The sequence below is a fragment of the Specibacter sp. NPDC078692 genome, from assembly GCF_040686835.1.
In the GTDB taxonomy this organism is placed as follows: Bacteria; Actinomycetota; Actinomycetes; order Actinomycetales; family Micrococcaceae; genus Specibacter.
On record NZ_JBFBLV010000001.1, the window covers coordinates 38,515 to 56,564 of the forward strand.

At 60.9% G+C, this 18,050-nt stretch carries 5 protein-coding genes; all 5 read left to right on the plus strand.

Annotated elements, in window-relative coordinates:
• The first annotated feature begins 119 nt into the window (after positions 1-119).
• The 5 genes from AB0O97_RS00190 to AB0O97_RS00210 all read left to right on the plus strand — a co-directional run bounded on the left by AB0O97_RS00190 (position 120) and on the right by AB0O97_RS00210 (position 17,897).
• On the plus strand, positions 120-6,242 hold the full coding sequence (locus AB0O97_RS00190) for an Ig-like domain-containing protein (RefSeq protein ID WP_363878609.1): 6,123 nt from the start codon (positions 120-122) through the stop codon (positions 6,240-6,242).
• Between the two features lie 255 nt (positions 6,243-6,497).
• Positions 6,498-12,719, plus strand: a complete 6,222-nt coding sequence (locus tag AB0O97_RS00195; protein WP_363878612.1) for an Ig-like domain-containing protein — start codon at positions 6,498-6,500, stop codon at positions 12,717-12,719.
• A gap of 198 nt (positions 12,720-12,917) precedes the next feature.
• On the plus strand, positions 12,918-13,889 hold the full coding sequence (locus AB0O97_RS00200; RefSeq protein WP_363878615.1) for a MoxR family ATPase: 972 nt from the start codon (positions 12,918-12,920) through the stop codon (positions 13,887-13,889).
• 88 nt (positions 13,890-13,977) lie between these two features.
• On the plus strand, positions 13,978-15,309 hold the full coding sequence (locus AB0O97_RS00205) for a DUF58 domain-containing protein (protein WP_363878618.1): 1,332 nt from the start codon (positions 13,978-13,980) through the stop codon (positions 15,307-15,309).
• Positions 15,306-17,897, plus strand: a complete 2,592-nt coding sequence (locus AB0O97_RS00210; protein WP_363878621.1) for a transglutaminaseTgpA domain-containing protein — start codon at positions 15,306-15,308, stop codon at positions 17,895-17,897. Before AB0O97_RS00205 ends, AB0O97_RS00210 begins: the two co-directional genes overlap by 4 nt.
• The last annotated feature ends 153 nt before the right edge of the window (positions 17,898-18,050 follow it).

Consider the following 18,050-nt stretch of genomic DNA (forward strand, 5'->3'; position numbering starts at 1 on the left):
GAAAATTAAGCCATCATATGGATCAACCGGGTATTATGGCAGAGGCCTCCGTGTGCTAGCGGCCGGTCTGTCTAGTTGGTACCCGAACTTTGCAAGTTGGGGATAAGCAAAGGTTTTTCATGGCTCTGAGCGATCTGTTTTCTAGAACCGCCAGTAAAAAAAGATTCTTCACGGCTTCCATGGCTGCAGCTGCGGCGGCGGCAGTGATCACGGGCGCCATTGTGTACCCCGGCTTCACCACCGCCGATGTTGACCTGAACGACGGTAGCGTCTGGGTGACCAACCGTGCTGAGGGCTTGGTGGGTCACCTCAATGACCAGTCCAAGGTTCTTGATGGCGGCTTCGCAGCAACCACCACCACCTTCGACGTCATCCAAAACGGCAGCAACGTTTTCATGAGCGGCGACGGCGGCAGCATCCTGAGTTCGGTGAACGTGCCCATGATGGCCATGGCCGCCGAGGCTGCTCTGGGCGGCGGCAAACAGACCTCACTAGGTACCCGGATCATTTCCTTGACCGACTCCGGCGCCGGCAAGGTCTGGGCCATGGGCAACCAGGAAGTGTCCGGCTTCAGCGAGAAGACAACCATCCCGATTCTGAAAGAGCTGCGCAGCGCCATCTCCGTGACGGCACCGAACGACACCATTTTCACCGTGGATTCCGAAGCCGGTGAACTCATCACCACAACCATGGACGACGCCGGCAAGGTCGCCACCCAGGAGCGGGCCACAGTTGAGGGGCTGGCTGGGACCAAGGATGCCCAGGTCACAGTTGCTGGCGGATCACCCGTGGTGTTCTCGGCAGCTTCCGGAAAACTCTACTTGCCCGGCGGCAAGAGTGTCACCGTCCCCGATGCGCAGGGTGCGTTGCTGGCTCAGCCCACGGCTGAAGGTAACTTTGTAGCGTTGGAAACCGGAACTGCGCTGTTCACCCAGCCGCTGGATGGTTCCAGCGCCAAGGTTCTGCAATTGGGAACCAGCGGCAAGGCAGTGGCTCCTGTTATTCAAAACGGCTGCGTTCACGCAGCCTGGTCTGGCGCCAACAAGTACGCACTCTCCTGCAACGGCGCAGGGGAACTGATCGAGATTCCCAAGGCCTCCGCCAAATCAGAATTCGTTTTCCGCAAGAACCGCGATGTGGTGGTCCTGAACGACATCAACTCCGGCAATGTGTGGCTGGTCAACCAGAACATGCTGCTGGTCAACAACTGGGACGATCTGAAAACGGATCTGAAAAAGGCTGACAACGCCGACAAGGATTCCGCCGATCCCAACGTGGTCAGCACCTTGCCGGACCGCACCAAGCCCAACCGTCCACCTGTTGCTACCCCGGACAGCTTTGGCGTCCGGGCAGGGAAGACCACGATTTTGCCGGTCCTGTTCAATGACTCCGATCCGGACGGCGACGTGCTCACGGTGGAACCTCCCGCCGTCGAACCTGGTCTGGGCACTGTGGACTCCATCTACGACGGGACCGGGCTGCAGATCAACGTGGCCGTAGATAAAACTGGTGCTGGACCGTTCCAATATGACGTGAAGGATGGCCGCGGCGGCACAGCCAAGGGCAGCGTTGATGTGCGGGTGGTGCCGGAGAGCGAAAATTCTCCGCCCACAACCATGCGCAGCACCACCTTGGTCGTGGAGCAGGGCCAGACCATGAAACAAAACGTGCTGGCGGACTGGATCGACCCCGACGGTGACGACATCTTCTTGACCGGTGCTGTCTCTGACGATGAAAGTGCCGTCATCAAGACCACCCCCAACGGTGAGATGAGCTACACCGACGACGGTGAAACGGCCGGGATGAAAACCATGACGGTTTCCGTCTCCGATGGCCGCGAAACGACCGAGAAGCAGCTCAAGGTCAACGTCAAGTCGCCCGGCGGCGTGCCACCCGTGGCCAACGCCGACTTTATCCGTGCCGTAGCCGGACAGCCGGTCGTGCTGGCCCCGTTGAAAAATGACCAGGACCCGGCCGGCGGCACGCTCCGTCTCGCCAGTGTTTCCCGACCCGCCAACACCACCGTCTCCGGCATTGCCGACAACGGCACCGTGACCTTCATGTCCGAAACCGTGGGAGTGGTGTACCTGGAATATCAGGTAACCAACGGGCCCATGAGCGCCACCGGTCTGATCCGCATCGATGTGGTGGAACCGGATTTGCAGGGCCTGCCCATCGCCGTCAAGGACCTGGTCATGCTGCCATCGGGTGGCTCCGCATTGGTGGATGTGCTGGGCAATGACTCAGATCCAGCCGGTGGAGTCCTGGTGATTCAGTCGTTGGAACTGCCGGCGGGATCGCCCGTTTCGGCAACCATTGTTGAGCGCAGCATTATCAAGATCACCGATCTGCGCGGACTCAAAGACAAGCTCAGCATCAAATACACCATCTCCAACGGAGTAGGTAGCGCCACAGGTGAAATTTCCCTGGTGCGGATCCCTGCCCCGGATAAGCTCATGCCACCACGGGTGGAACCGGATACCGCCATTGTGCGGGTGGGGGACGTGGTCAGCATCCCGGTGTTGGCTAACGACACCGACCCGAACGGTGAAGTGCTCAAGTCTCCGGCCGTGGTGGAGAGCCCGGATGCCGAATTCGGTAAGTTGTTTACCGACCAGAACCAGTTGCGCTTCATTGCCGGGCCCACACCCAAGACGGTGCAGGGGGTCTACAAGGTCGCCAACAGCACGGGTCAGTTTGATTCGGCGCAGGTGACCATCACGATTGTGGCGGCAGATCCCGAACACAATCTTCCGCCGGCACCGAAGAACCTGACCGGTCGCGTCATTGCCGGGGATCAGGTGCGCATCCCCGTGCCGCTGAACGCGATTGATCCCGAGGGCGATTCCGTGGAGCTAGTCGGCATCGACAAGGGCCCCGCCCTGGGTACCGCCGAAACCGGCAACGGCTACATCTTCTACACAGCTGGCGGCAGCTCGGCCGGCACCGACACCTTCAGCTACCGGGTGCGTGACCGGCTCGGAGCTGAGGCTGTGGCCCGCGTTGACGTGGGTGTAGCACCGGTGCAGGCCGTGAACCATCCACCGGTGACCGAGGACGATTACATCACGATGCGTCCGGGGCGCAAGGTTTCCCTGGACGTCATGCTCAACGACTCCGACCCCGACGGCGGCAAGCTGGGCCTGGTCGAGGCCGGCTTCAAGGGGCCGGAGGAAATGCAGCCCTCGGTGACCGATAAGGGTAAGGTCCTGGTGACCTCACCCGCCGAGACTGGCATCGCGACCATGATGTACACCGTGGCAGATAAATTTGGCTCCACGGCCACCGGCAACATTCGCATGACGGTCACCCCGGATGCGCCCTTGAAGGCCCCCGTTGCCCGCGATGACCGAGTCACCGTTGCCCAGATGCTGGGTAAGAACACCGTCGATGTGCCGGTTCTTGAGAACGACGCCGATCCCGACGGTGTCACCGAAGATTTGAAGCTGAGCATTGAATCGGTCAACGGCATCAGCACGGAGACCGCGTCAGTGACCAGCAACGGTGCCGTGCGGATCGACCTAGGCCCGCTGGATCAGATGGTTCCTTACACTGTCACGGATCAGGACGGCCAGAAATCCACGGCAGTCATCTGGGTTCCGGGACTGGACAAGCAATACCCGGTGCTCAAGAGCAAAGAGATTATCCGCCTCACCGCCGGTGAGAGCGCCGTCATGGAGCTCTCCGACTACGTTCAGGTACGGGAGGGTCGGACCCCGCGGCTCACCGAAGCGTCGAAGATTTCACTCGTGGGCGCCAGTAGCGAGAACGTCATTGTGGGCGAAGGTGCCGGCGTCAACTATGCCGCAGACATCAAGTTCTACGGTCCCGGTTCCGTCACCTTTGAGGTCACCGACGGTTCCGGCCCCGATGATCCCGAGGGCCTGAAGTCCACTTTGACGGTCATGACGTTGGTGGATCCGGCCGTGGCCGGGCCCAAGGAAGAGGAAAAGAAGAACACGCCGCCCACTTTCACAGGGTCTTCCTTGGATGTGCCGCAGCAAGAAACCGTCACCCTCGACGTCGGGCCCATGGCTTTTGATATCGATCCAGGGGACAAGGAGAAGTTCAGCTACGCACTGTCCGGGAACAAGCCTGGCAACTTTGACATTGACTTCTCCGGCACCGTGCTGACGGCAACGCAAAAGGACGGTACCCGAGTTGGCGAGCAGGCCACGGTGCAGCTCTCCGTCTCAGACGGAAGTAATGAACCGGTGACGGCAGCTGTGGTGCTGCGGGCGACGTCGTCGCCCTTGCCATTGCCCGTGGCGAACGAGGACACTGTCCTCGACGCCCACGCAGGGCGGGCTGAAGTCGTTGAGGTCCTGGGTAACGACGTCAACCCGTTCCCGGATACGCCGCTGCGCGTGGTGGAGACCATGGTGGAAAGTGGTAGCGCAGGTATTTCCGTCACGCACACCGACGGTGCCGTCACCGTCAACAGCGACGCCGACTACAAGGGCACCGTGCTGGTGCGCTACACCGTGGAAGACAAGACCAAGGACGCGGCACGCCATGCCACGGGCCGCATCAAGATCACCGTCAAGGGCAAGCCTGATGCTCCCAGCAAACCACAGGTGGTTGAGGAGCTCGACGGGGCCGTGCTGCTGAAATGGGATCCGCCAGCAGATAACGGTTCTCCCATCACCAAGTACACGGTGGCCTGGGCTGGCGGCAGCCAAGACTGTGACACCAACACCTGCACCATTACCGATCTGACAAACGCTCAGAAGTACAGGTTCACGGTGACGGCCACCAACGCCGTAGCCACCTCGGCGGCGTCGGTGCAGTCGGTCGAAGCAACGCCGGACCGCAAGCCTGATGCGCCAGCAGCACCCACCACCACCTTTGGTGACAAGGCTGTGACGGTGGACTGGGTGACACCGGTGGGACCGTTCTCCGCCGTGACCAAGTTCAATGTGGAGATCTCCCCGGCACCTGCTGGGCAGAACTCCCAGCAGAGCGGGGTCACCGGGAACACCTTGACGTGGCCCGGCCTGAACAACGGCACCGAATACCAATTCCGGGTACAGGCCATCAACAACGCGCCCAACCCCTCGGACTGGGGTACGTATTCGAAGTCAGTTGTGCCCGCGGGTGTGCCTGCTGCCCCGGCCGCTCCGACGGTGCAGGTGCTAGAGCGCGTTGGCTCGCAGAACCAGATCTCGGTGCAGTGGAATGAACCGTTCCTCAACGGCGCCGCCATCACCTCGTACACTCTGACCCAGTCCGGGGGCGGTGATGGGGTGAAGACGTACACGCCCACCACCAATAGCCGGACGGTCACCGTGGGCAACTCCACAGCGCCGTATACCTTCGCTGTGGTGGCCACGAACAAGGCCGGCAACAGTGCCTCCAGCGCTGCTTCCACACCGCAACGCGCGGTGGGCAAGGTGGCCAGGATGTCCGCGCCGAGCATTGCCATCGCCAACCAAAACGCTGCCGGTGGCCGCGTCACGGTGAGCTATGCGGCGCTCAACGCGGCACAACTCAATGGCTATGCAGCCAATGAGGTGACGTATTGCGTGGTGCTTTCCACTACCGGAGAGCAGTGTGGTGTGGCCTCGGGTGCGTCCCTGCCTTCACCCAACGGCGGCTCGGTCTTTGCCACCGTTTACGCCAAGGCGGCAGCTGGTTCCTTGTCCTCCAACGGTGAGGCCTCACCAGCTTCGGGATCCGTCACACCGTACGGCATCCCAGGCTCAGCGTCGGTGGGCGGTAGTAACGGCGCTCAAGGTTCACACAATGTGACGTATTCATGGGCGTTCCCTGGTGGGGCTGTGGATGCTGCCGCGGTTGAGGTCAAGGTTGGCGGCGGTGGTTGGTCTACGAAGACTGGCAATGGCAGTGACACCCACAACACCGGTGGTTACGACACACCGGTCAAGATTCAGGTTCGTGCCAAGAACTCTGTGGGAACTTACGGGCCGGTAGCTGAGCGGACCTTGACCAGCGGATCCAACCCGCCACCTACCAGCTGGACCGTTCAGGCATCACCTTGGCGGTCGTGTTTGGAAAAGACCACCGGCGGTGACCACTACACCAACAATGGCACGCCCGCCTGTTCCTCACAGTGGCTCAATGCCTATGTGCCGGTGCAGGTGAACTGCTGGAAGTACTGGGGCAATATGAATTCCGGTGACCCGTGGTACCACATCACCACCGGCGGCTACGGCGACTGGCCCTATGTACGGGTGAACACCACCGACCGGACGAGCACAGCAGGCATTCCGCGCTGCTAGCTTATTCCACCAGCAATGGGGAGTACTCCTGATAGGGGAGTGCTCCCCATTGCCGTGGTGGCTTCCATAGCGGATGCTGAAGATGCCCACCGAATACCCACTAAATGTTCACGGCGTGAGTTAGTCCATTCGGCGTATAATAGCTTGGTGTGTCATTTGTCCGGGTGCTGTCCGGGCGCCTGAGTCACCATTCATGCACCACAATTTGGCATCATTTGAAGTCCCAATAGCAGTTAATCTTTTGGAGTTTGGCACATGGCATTGCAGTCGATTACGGGCCGTTCACTACGTAAGAAGGATGTTCTGGGGATCTCCGGAACGCTTGTAGTGGCCGCGTCTCTAGTGACCGGTGCCATTGTCTACCCCGGCTTCACCACCGCCGATGTAGACCTCAACGACGGCAGCGTTTGGGTCACCAACCGTGCTGACGGTTTGGTGGGGCACCTCAACGATCAGTCCAAGGTCCTTGACGGCGGTTTCGCCGCCACCTCCACCACCTTTGAGGTAGTACAAAATGCTGGCAATGTCTTCATGAGTGGCGATGGCGGCAGCCTCCTGAACCCGGTCAACATCCCCATGATGGCCATGGCCTCGGAAACAAATATCGGTGGCGGAAAGCAGACCTCACAGGGCACCAACATTGTCTCGCTCACCGATGCCGGAACCGGCAAGGTCTGGGCCATGGGCAACCAGGAAGTACCCGGATTCAGCGATAAAACCACTGTCCCGATCCTTTCTGGTGTGCACAATGCGGTCTCTGTTACAGCACCCAATGACACCATTTTTACCGTGGATGCGCAGACAGGTGAACTCATCACCACAACCCTGAACACCCTGGGTAAGGTCGCCACCCAAGACCGTGTCAAAGTTGAGGGCTTGTCCGATACCACTGATGTCCAGCTCACCGTTGCTGGCGGGAAGCCTGTAGCGTTTTCCGCCGAGAAGGGCACCTTATTTCTGCCCGATGGCAAGAGCGTGAAGATCCCGGACGCCAAGGGTGCACAACTCGCACAGCCCACGGCTGAGGGTAAATTTGTGGCGTTGGAGACCGGCACGGCGCTGATCACCGCGCCGCTGGACGGATCAGACGCGAAGGTCCTGCAGCTGGGGACTACCGGCAAGGCCGTGGCCCCTGTGATTCAAAATGGTTGTGTTCACGCTGCCTGGTCAGGTGCCAATAAGTACGTGCTCGCCTGCAATGGTGCGGGAGATCTCGTTGACATTCCCAAGGCCGCGGCGAACTCCGAATTTGTGTTCCGCAAGAACCGCGATGTAGTGGTCCTGAACGATATCAACTCCGGCAACGTGTGGCTGGTCAACCAGAACATGCTGTTGGTGAACAACTGGGACGATCTGAAAACAGATCTGAAAAAGGCAGATAACGCCGAGAAGGAATCAGCTGATCCCAACGTGGTCAGCACCTTGCCGGACCGCACCAAGCCCAACCGCGACCCGGAGGCAGCCCCGGATACCTTTGGTGTCCGCGCCGGCAAGACCACTATTTTGCCGGTCCTGTTCAATGACTCTGATCCGGATGGTGACGTGCTCACGGTGGCTCCTCCCGCCGTCGACCCCGTCATGGGCGCCGTGCAATCCATCTACGGCGGCACCGGGCTGCAGATCAATGTGCCGACGGAAAAGGCCGGCGCAGGGCCCTTCACCTACACGGTCAATGACGGCCGCGGTGGCACGGCCAAGGGCAATGTGGATGTGCGGATTGTGCCGCCGAGCGAAAACTCCGCACCCAGGCCCATGCGTGAATCGCCCATGGTGGTGGAGTTAGGCCAGACCATGAGCCAGAACGTGCTCACGGATTGGATCGACCCCGACGGTGACGATATCTTCTTGACGGGCGCCGTCTCTGACGATGAAAGTGCCGTCATCAAGACCAGCCCCGACGGAGAGCTCAAGTACACAGACGACGGCGAAGAAGCCAGTACCAAGACCATGACCATCACGGTCTCTGACGGTGTTGACAGTACCGAGAAGAAGATCAAAGTCATCGTCAAGACGGCCGGTTCGGTGCCGCCGGTCGCCAACGCGGACTTCTTCCGCGCGGTAGTGGATCAACCCATCGTGCTGGCTCCGCTGCGCAATGACCAAGATCCTTCCGGTGGGAAACTGCGCCTGGCTAGTGTGTCGAAGGCGCCGAACGCCACGATCTCCCGAATTGCCGACAACGGCACTGTCACCTTTACCGCCAGCATACCCGGAGAGATGTACCTGGAATACCAGGTCACCAACGGGCCCATGAGCGCCACCGGCCTGATCCGCGTGGATGTAGTTCCGGAAAACACTACCGGGCTCCCTGTCGCCGTAAAGGACCTAGCCATGTTGCCCGCCGGCGGCTCGGTCCTGGTGGATGTTTTGGGCAATGACATGGACCCGGCCGGGGGAGTGCTGGTCATCCAATCCGTGGACGTGCCCGGCGGAGCACCGGTCTCGGCCACCATCATTGAACGCAACGTCATCAAACTCACCGATGTGCGTGGCCTGGTTGGGTCCATGAGTATCAAATACACCATCTCCAACGGTGAAGGCAGCGCCGTGGGCGAGATTGCCATCATTCGCATTCCGGCGGCAGATAAGATCCTGCCGCCGCGCGTAGAACCCGATACTGCTGTGGTGCGGGTGGGTGACATTGTCAGCATCCCCGTCTTGGCCAATGACACCGACCCCAACGGCGAGGTGCTGAAATCTCCGGTTGTTGTGGAGAGCCCGGCCGCTGAAGCAGGCAAGCTGTTCACCGACCAGAACCAGTTGCGTTTCATTGCCGGTCAGACCCCGGGAAAGTTCACCGGCGTGTATAAGGTGGCCAACAGCTCGGGCCAGTTCGATTCGGCTCAGGTCTCCATCACCGTTGTGGCCGCCGATCTTGAGCATAATTTGCCCCCGGCCCCGAAGAACCTCACCGGCCGGGTGATTGCCGGGGATGAGGTCAAGATTCCGGTGGCTCTCAACGGCATTGACCCTGACGGTGACTCCGTGGAACTGGTGGGCATTGACAAGGCCCCCATGCTCGGCACAGCCGAAACCGGCAACGGGTACATTTTCTATACAGCCGGCGGCAACTCCGCCGGGACCGACACCTTCAGCTACCGTGTACGCGACCGTCTCGGCGCCGAGGCTATTGCCCGTGTTGATGTGGGTGTGGCCCCGCCGCTGAACATGAACCACCCGCCGGTCACAGAGGACGATTACATTACGATGCGTCCCGGGCGCAAGGTCTCCTTGGACGTTATGCTCAACGATTCCGATCCCGACGGCGGCCTGTTGGGCCTGGTCAAGGACGGCTTCAAGGGACCAGAAGAAATGCTGCCCACCGTCACGGACAAGGGCAAGGTGCTGGTGACCTCGCCGCTGGAACCGGGCATCGCCACCATGATGTACACCGTGGCGGACAAGTTTGGTGCCAAGGCCACCGGCAACATCCGTATGACAGTCACCCCGGAAGCGCCTTTGAAGGCGCCGATCGCCCGCGATGACAGGGTCAGCGTCAAACAGATGCTGGGCAAGAACACCGTGGATGTCCCGGTGCTGGAGAATGATGCAGACCCCGACGGCGTGACCGAGGAACTCAAGGTTACACTCGAGGCCGCCCCAGGTGCCTCCGCAAGCGATAGCTCCATCACGTCCGAAGGTGCTGTGCGTGTGGTCCTGACGGCTGAGGATCAAATGATCCCTTACACCGTAACGGATCAGGACGGGCTCAGTGCCACGGCCGTGATCTGGGTTCCGGGACTGAATAAGCAGTACCCCGTGCTCAAGAGCCACGACGTCATCCGCCTCACTGCCGGTGAGAGCGCCGTCATGAAGCTCTCCGACTATGTCGAGGTGCGCGAAGGCCGCAAGCCGCGCTTGACCGAAGCCTCCAAAATATCTCTCCTAGGTGCCGCTAACGACGATGTCATTGTGGGCGATGGTGAAGCCATCAACTACGCCGCAGACATCACCTTCTACGGCCCCGGTTCCATCACCTTTGAGGTGACAGATGGCTCCGGCCCGGATGATCCCGAGGGCCTCAAATCGACCCTGACGGTCATGACCTTGGTGGATCCTGCCCCGGTCAAGGAGCCCGAGGCCAAGGACGAGCCCAAGAAGGACGAGCCGAAGAAGGAAGACCCCAAGGAAGAAGAGAAGAAGAACACTCCGCCTACCTTCACCGGTTCCATGCTCGATGTTCCGCAGCAAGAAACCGTCACGCTCGACGTCGGACCCCTCGCCTTCGACATTGATCCCGGCGATAAGGGCAAGTTCAAGTACGCCATGGTGGGCGGTGCTCCCGCCGGATTCAAGGTGAAAATGGACGGCACCGTGCTAACCGTGTCACTCGAGAGCAATACCAAGGTGGGCGCCACGGGCACCATCAAGGTGCAGGTGGAGGACGGCAGCAACGACCCCGTTCCGGCCGATGTTCTCCTGAAGGCCGTTTCTTCCTCGGAACCACTGGCCGTGGCCAATGAGGATATTGTCCTCGATGCCCATGCCGGCCGCGAGGAAGTCATCAAGGTTTTGAAAAACGATGTCAATCCTTTCCCGGATACGCCGCTGAAGGTCGTGGGAACCTCGGTGGAGACCAGCAGTGAGGGCATCACCGTCAGCCACCAGGATGATGCGGTAACCGTCAACACGAAGGACGATTACAAGGGCACGGTGGTGGTTCGCTACATCATCGAGGACAAGACCAAAAATGAGGACCGGCACGCCAACGGTCGCATTAAGATCACCGTCAAGGGCCGGCCGGATTCCCCGACGAAGCCGCAGGTGGTCGAGGAGAAGGACCGAGCCGTGGTGCTGACGTGGGATCCGCCAGCGGACAATGGCGAACCCATCACCAAATACACCGTGGAGTGGACCGGCGGTAGCCAGGACTGTGAGACCAACACCTGTACCATCAAGGATTTGACCAACACCAAGGAATACAAGTTCAAGGTCACTGCCACGAACGACGTCGGCACCTCGCCGCCGTCGCCGTCTTCCGTGGGTGCCACCCCGGACCGCATGCCGGACGCACCGTTGGCTCCGAGCACTGTGTTTGGTGACAAGTCGGTTCAGGTTCGCTGGGTGACCCCGGTGGGCGATTACTCCGCGGTGACTAAGTTCAATGTGGAGATCTCTCCGGCACCTGCCGGGCAGAACGGTCAGCGGGCCGGTGTCACGGGCAATTCCTTGACGTGGAGCGGGCTTAGCAATGGAACCGAATACCAGTTCCGGGTGCAGGCCATCAATAAGGCGCCGAACCCCTCCGAGTGGGGTAAGTACTCCGCATCGGTGGTGCCCGCTGGTGTTCCCAACGTTCCCGGTGCTCCCACTGTTCAGACGCAACGAGCCGTGGGTAGTAACAGCCAGGTCAGTGTTTCCTGGGCCCGACCGTTCATCAACGGTGACCCCATTTCCAAGTACGAGGTTGAACGCTCCGGTGGTGGGCAGCCTGCCACCGCCCAGACAGTCACAGGCTTGAGTGCCACCTTCTCGGTGAGCACCTCCACGGTGGGGTATCAGTACCGGGTGCGCGCCACCAACAAGGCGGGCACCACTGCTTGGGGTGCCTTGTCGGCGCCGCAACGGGCCTTGGGTAAGATCACTGGCGTGCCGGCAGCGCCAACCATTGCCCTTGTGGGGACCAACGGAGCCGGCGGGCAGGTCAAGGTCAGCTATGCTGCACTGGCTCAAGGCCAGCTCAATGGCTACGCCACCAGCGAGGTCCAGTACTGTGTGAAGCTGACGCCGGGCGGACTCAGCTGTGGTGTCCCTTCGGGCGTAGTTTTGAACTCCCCGAACGGTACCAATGTGTATGCCAATGTGTACGCGCAACCAACCTCAAATGCTGGGGACAGGAGCGATACCTCGGCGGCGTCCGCAACGGTTAGCCCTTACGGTGTTCCGGGCCAGCCCGGCGTGAGTGGATCCACTGCTCCGGCCCAGCAAAAGACCGTGAGCTGGAGCTGGAGCGCACCCGGGAACAACGGCAGTGGCATCGCCCGCTACGAGATCAGCCTTAATGGGGCAGCCTGGACCTCGAATGGAACAACTAGGAGCTACTCCACCGGAACGTCCGGCTTCAGCCAGTCCCACACCCTCAATGTCCGGGCCTGTAACGCCGGTGGTTGTGGCGCCGCGTCAGGTAACGTCACCTCCAAATCGGGAACGGCCCCGCCGCCCCCGCCGCCGCCCGTGACGGAATGGAGCATGACGCACAGCATCGGCTACCGGACCTGCATGGATGCCTTGGGAAGCACTAACTGGCAGGGTGGATCGTGCTCGGGTGGGCACTGGCTGAACCCGGGAAATACCATCGTGAGCAATTGTTATGTATGGCGCTCCGGTTCCATGCCCGGCAACTGGTTCCGTCAGCAAAGCGGACCCAACGGTGCCAACAACGGCCTGTTTGCCCGCTGGGACGCCTTCAGCGGCGACTCCGGCTGGAAGCCCAGCGCTTCGATGCCTGCATGCGCGCAGGGACCGGGTCAGTGGTAGGCCGCAGTTGCTACGACCACTGGAACCTGATCCCAAAGGGACCCAATTCAACGGGCGAATAGCCGCACAAGCTGCCACCGGCGTCGAAAGTTAGCGATTTTCTGCCCCTTATGGCTGGTAACACCAACTAGTGGATAAACTAATGCAGGTTTTGCTGCAAACGATGCACGAACATAAACAATCGAAAGAGGATGAACTATGTCCATGACGCCCGAACAGGCCACGTGGTTTGCAGGAACATTTGAGAAGTTGGTGGCCAACGTTGGACAGGCGATCTTGGGCAAGTCACAGGTGATCAGTCTGACCCTGGCAGCCATGCTTGCCGAGGGTCACGTGTTGTTTGAGGATGCTCCGGGCACGGGCAAGACCATGCTGGCCAGGGCGTTGTCGGCCACGGTGAAGGGCACCAATAGCCGTATCCAGTTCACCCCTGACCTACTGCCCTCGGACGTCACCGGTGTCATGATTTACGACCAGAAGACGCAAGCCTTTGAATTCCACAAGGGCCCCATCTTCGCCACCATTGTGCTGGCTGATGAAATCAACCGTGCATCCCCGAAGACGCAGTCCGCGTTGCTGGAGGTCATGGAAGAATCCCGCGTGACCATGGACGGCACCACCTATGAAACCGGCCGCCCCTTCATGGTGTTGGCTACCCAGAACCCCATTGAGCAGGCCGGAACGTACCGCCTCCCTGAGGCTCAGTTGGACCGCTTCTTGGTCAAGACCAGCATTGGGTACCCGGACCACGCCTCCACGGTGCAGTTGCTCGCCGGCTCCAGCCAACGCGACCGCACCAGCACACTGCAAGCCATCATCACCCCGCAGGCTGTTTCGGAGATGGCCGATCTGGCGGCCACAACACATGCCGACGCTGCCGTACTCGAGTACATTTCCCGCCTGTGTGAAGAAACCCGCAACGCCCCGGAAACCCGCTTGGGTGTTTCGGTACGTGGCGCCATCGCCATGGTTCGCATTGCCAAGGTTTGGGCCGCGGCAAAGGGCCGCAACTACGTACTGCCGGACGACATCAAGGAATTGGCTCCCTACGTGTGGACGCACCGCTTTGTCATGGACCCGGAAGCTGAATTCGCTGGCGCCACCGCAGAAGCCGTGCTGAGCCGCGTCATGGCCGAAGTTGCCGCACCGCAGCAGCGCAGTTCAGTCTAAGCCGCCGCCCGGCTGCCCCGCTGCCCGGCTGCGGCCCAGCGTCAGCTACAACAGCGTCAGCTACAACACCGTCACCCGAAGGTAAATCATGAGCATCAAATCCAGCGTAGGGAAGGTGAGGGACGTCCTCTCACGTCCCTTCCATCGCGGCGGAACCCCCACCCGTCTACACCCTGCCTCGCTCACCCGTGAGATAGGAAAGGTAGCCACCATCTACGTGGCTCCCGTGTGGTCCAAGGTGGCAAGCTGGACCAAGCGCTGGATCGCCCCGGCCCTGGCCACCATCAGCGCTTTGGGCTGGATGGTCCTGAGCGCTGCCGTGGTTTTCTGGATCCTCGGTGTCCGTTTTGGTTGGCAAGAGGCCAAGGTGGCAGCCTTGCTGGCTCTCTTGTTGATGCTGATTGCCATCGCGTTTGTGCTGGGCAAAGCCATGTATGCGGTCAAGCTGGATTTGGCACGCACCCGCGTTGCCGTGGGCGATAACGCCGTGGGCAGCATTGCCGTGGCTAACACCTCCCCGCGCAGTGTCCTGCCGGCCGCCCTAGAACTGCCCGTTGGGCAGGCCACGGCACTGTTCCACCTGCCCCGGATGAAGCCCAACGAGATCCACGAGGATCTTTTCACCATCCCTACCACGCGCCGAGCCGTCATTACGGTGGGTCCGGTCCGCTCGGTGAGTGCCGATCCGCTGCACCTGCTGCGCCGGCAAATGCTGTGGACAGACCCCACGGATCTGTATGTGCACCCACGTACCACCGCCCTGGACGGTCCGGCTGCCGGGTTCCTGCGCGACCTTGAGGGCCTGACCACCCGTGATTTGTCCAGCTCCGACATCGCTTTTCACGCCCTTCGTGACTATGTTCCGGGCGACGATCGTCGGCACATCCACTGGAAGACCACAGCCCGCACAGGCAAGCTCATGGTGCGTCAGTTCGAGGAAACCCGCCGTTCACATATGGCCGTGGCCCTCTCCATCAACTCCGATGAATACGAGTACGACGACGATTTCGAGTTGGCGATCTCCGCGACAGCATCGCTGGGCAGACAAGCCATCCAGGAAAGCCGTGAGCTGAGCATCATCACCCAGCGCGGACCCATCCGCTGTGAAACCGGCCGGAACATGCTTGATGAGATGACCAAATTGGAGTCTTACAACCGTCGGGGCAACTCGGTGGATCTAGCCCGGACCCTCTCAGATTTGGTACCCAACGCCTCCGTGGTGTTCTTTGTGGTGGGCTCCAAAGTGACTCCGGCACAATTACGTAGCGCAGCAGCCTCGGTGCCGCCGGGTGTGCGGGCCTTCGCTATCCGTTGCTTCACAGGGGCCCAGCCCGCCCGTGCAAACATTGCCGACCTGACCGTCCTGACGCTGGGTGAACTCAGTGATCTGGCAGCAGTTTTGAGAAAGGCCGTCGCGTGAACGCCCGCAGGAGTGCGGCAGCAACGCCGCAACAAGATCCCTCCGCTGAGCAGGACGGTACCCGTGCCGGGCGCCGCGCCCAGCGTCAGGCCCAGAGCCAACGGCAGGGTGCAGCTGCACGGCCGGCTCCACAGCACCAGTTGTCGGCGTTTGCCGGCGGTCGGCTGTGGTGGCATTTCCTGATCGACGGTGCCGTGCTGGCCATTGTTCTGGGAATATCCATCCTGGGTTTCGGCCCCACCTTTGGCCACGACCCGCAGTACCTGGTGGCAGGCTTCGGTGCCATTGCGCTGGGTCTGGGTGTTGCAGCGCTGGGTGCCCATTGGCGTCTGGGGCTGATCTCCATGGTGGGTGTGGCCTTCTTGGTCTACATGCTCTTTGGCAGCGCCTTGGCCGCACCTCAGGAGGCTTTCCTCGGGTTCCTGCCCAGTCTTGATTCATTGCGCGGTCTGCTGCTGGGCATCATGCTGTCCTGGAAGCAGCTGCTCACCTTGGCACCGCCGGTTGGTACCAGTGTTGACGTCATGGTGGTTCCCTACCTGTCCGCCTTTGTGGCGGCAGTGGTGGCCGGAACTTTGGCATGGCGGCTGCGTCAGGCGCACTGGGCTCTGCTACCAGTGGTGGTCCTGTTCGTCACCGCCATCCTCTTTGGCACCGCTGAGGTGTTCCTCCCCGTGCTGCGCGGCTCCCTGCTGACCATCGGTGGCATTGCCTGGTTGGCTTACCGTCACGAACTGCTGCGCCGGGAAATGGCCGGATCCATTTCCGCCAACCAGCAGGTGCAGGATCAGGCCGGTGCCCGCACAGCGTTGCTGCGCCGGATCGGCATGGCTGCCGGAGTCATCCTGGTGGCAAGCGCCGTCACGATGGCCGCAGCCCCGGCACTGACGCAATCCAATGATCGCGAAGTTCTGCGCGACACCGTCATTCCGCCGCCGGATCTGCATGCACTGCCATCGCCGCTGACCAAGTTCCGCGACTATGTTAAGAACCAGAAGGACACGGTCCTGTTCACCGTTGATGGTCTGCCCAAGAATGGCCGCGTTCGTATTGCGGCGATGGACAACTACGACGGCGTGGTGTTCAACGTCGACCCAAATAGCTCCGCATCCTTTGCCCCGATTGGTGACCCGAAGGCGCTGAGCCAAAACACCGATGGTGACGGAACCGCCGTCGAACTGGCCATTGATGGATACCAGGGCGTGTGGATTCCCAACGTGGCCGTGGCTGGCAGCCTCAATTACCAGAGTGCTCAGGGCGGCACCCCCACGCTGTACCTGAATAAGGAATCCGGCACTGCGCTGAAGCTAGATGGCGTGGGTCAGGGTGATTCGTACTCTATGGATGTTGCGTTCCCGCAGGTCGACGGCAATAAGCTGGCCGGCTCGGACTTTGGCCGATTGAAGCTGGCCAAACTCGAGAACGTGCCGCAGGTGGTGGGTACCAAGGCCAATGAGATAGTTGGCGAAGCGGACACCCCGCTGAAGAAGGTGCAGGCACTCGAAGGAGCCCTGCAACGTGAGGGAAAGTTCAGCAACGGCCTCGAAGGGCAGACGCCGTCGAACTCAGGTCACAGCGCCGCACGCATCACCAAGCTGCTCAGCGGCAAGGAGATGGTGGGCGACGACGAACAGTACGCCACGGCCATGGTGCTCATGGCACGTCACCTGGGCATCCCCGCCCGCGTGGTCATGGGCTTCTACCTTGATGAAAAGGACAGCAGTAACGGAGCCGAGCGCATCAAGGTCAAGGGCTCTGACGTCCACGCCTGGGTGGAGGTTAACTTCTCCGGGCTCGGTTGGGTCACTTTCAACCCGACCCCGGATAAGGACAATGTGCCCAACCCGCCGGAGCCGCAGAACGCTTCCAAGCCCAAGCCGCAGGTGCTCCAGCCCCCGCCCCCGCCGCAGGAGCCGGCCGATCTGCCTCCGGACAGTGCACCGGATGCGTTGGATACCGATCCTAAGAAGGACAACGACGCCGGAATTTGGGGCACCATCTTGCTGATCATCGGTGTGGCTGCCATCCCGATCCTTGTCATTGCCATGCCACTGATCCTGATTGTGGTGCTGAAATCACGGCGTCGGAAGAAGCGCCTGACCACCGGTCTACCCACGGACAGGGTCGGCGGTGGTTGGCAAGAGGTCATGAGCTTGGCCACTGATTTGGGTGCTGGAATCAATAGCAGCGGCACCCGCCGTGAAACAGCCGTCTCGCTCTACAGTGCCTTCCCAGCAACGCAGGGCACTACGGCGTTGTTGGCCGAACGGGCCGATGACGCCATCTTCGGGCCGGGCCAGCCCAGCGAGGAAGAAGTCGCCACATACTGGCAACATGTGGATCATTCCGTGCAAGGCATGAGTGGGTCGGTAGGATTCTGGAAGCGGCAACGGGCAAAGTTCTCTCCACGCTCATTGCTGGCCGATGCGAAGGCTCGGGCACAAAGCCGAGCATTTCGCAAGGGTCTGAGCAAAGCAGAAGCACAGAATAAGGAACAGGAACGCGGCCTCAGGGCCGCCGATTCCGACGCTGGTCAAGGCGGAGCAGGCATGCGCTCCAAGCTGACGAAGTTTATGAAGAAGTCCTAAGAAGGGTACTGAGGAAATGGCGCAAAAAATGGCGGATCCCTGCCAGAACTGTGGGGCGGCCCTTTCGCTAGGAGCGGCCTTTTGCACGACCTGCGGCGGTACGGTGTCCAACCGGGCCGCCTCTCCGGCGCCATCTTCGGTTCCCCTGGGCAA